A 366-nucleotide genomic window follows, 5' to 3' on the forward strand; every position below is an offset into this window, starting at 1 on the left:
AGCCCAAAATCCATGTGGGCGTCGCTCACCTCACCTACCGCATTTCCATAGTCCTGAGCCGGCATATCGGTAGGCAATGGAACGGGGGCCAGATAAATAACCTGGCCGCTGGGGAAGTTTTCGATCATCCCGGCATACGGTTCACGGCTAATCGGTGGCGGCGCGTTAAGGGGCGGCTTAGCCATATCAGTCGTCCTCCTGTGGCAGATGGAGGGGATCGATCAGGGCGTCATCGCCGTCCTCTTCTTGACTCTCTCGTTTCGCTTCAGCGATCTGCACTTCAACGAAGTGCTGAATCAACGAGACCTGCGGCTCTTGCTGGCGCAGGTCTTTGACCATTTTGCTCATGCGCTGCAACTTCTCGCT

The 366-nt window shown here is 56.6% G+C and carries 2 pseudogenes; both read right to left on the bottom strand.

The window, feature by feature from the left end:
- Positions 1-185, bottom strand: a pseudogene (locus QN399_RS26215) (hypothetical protein); the annotation flags it as partial.
- 1 nt (position 186) lies between these two features.
- Positions 187-366, bottom strand: a pseudogene (locus QN399_RS26220) (hypothetical protein); the annotation flags it as partial.

It is taken from the genome of Pseudomonas sp. 10C3 (assembly GCF_036346185.1).
Classification (GTDB): Bacteria; Pseudomonadota; Gammaproteobacteria; order Pseudomonadales; family Pseudomonadaceae; genus Aquipseudomonas.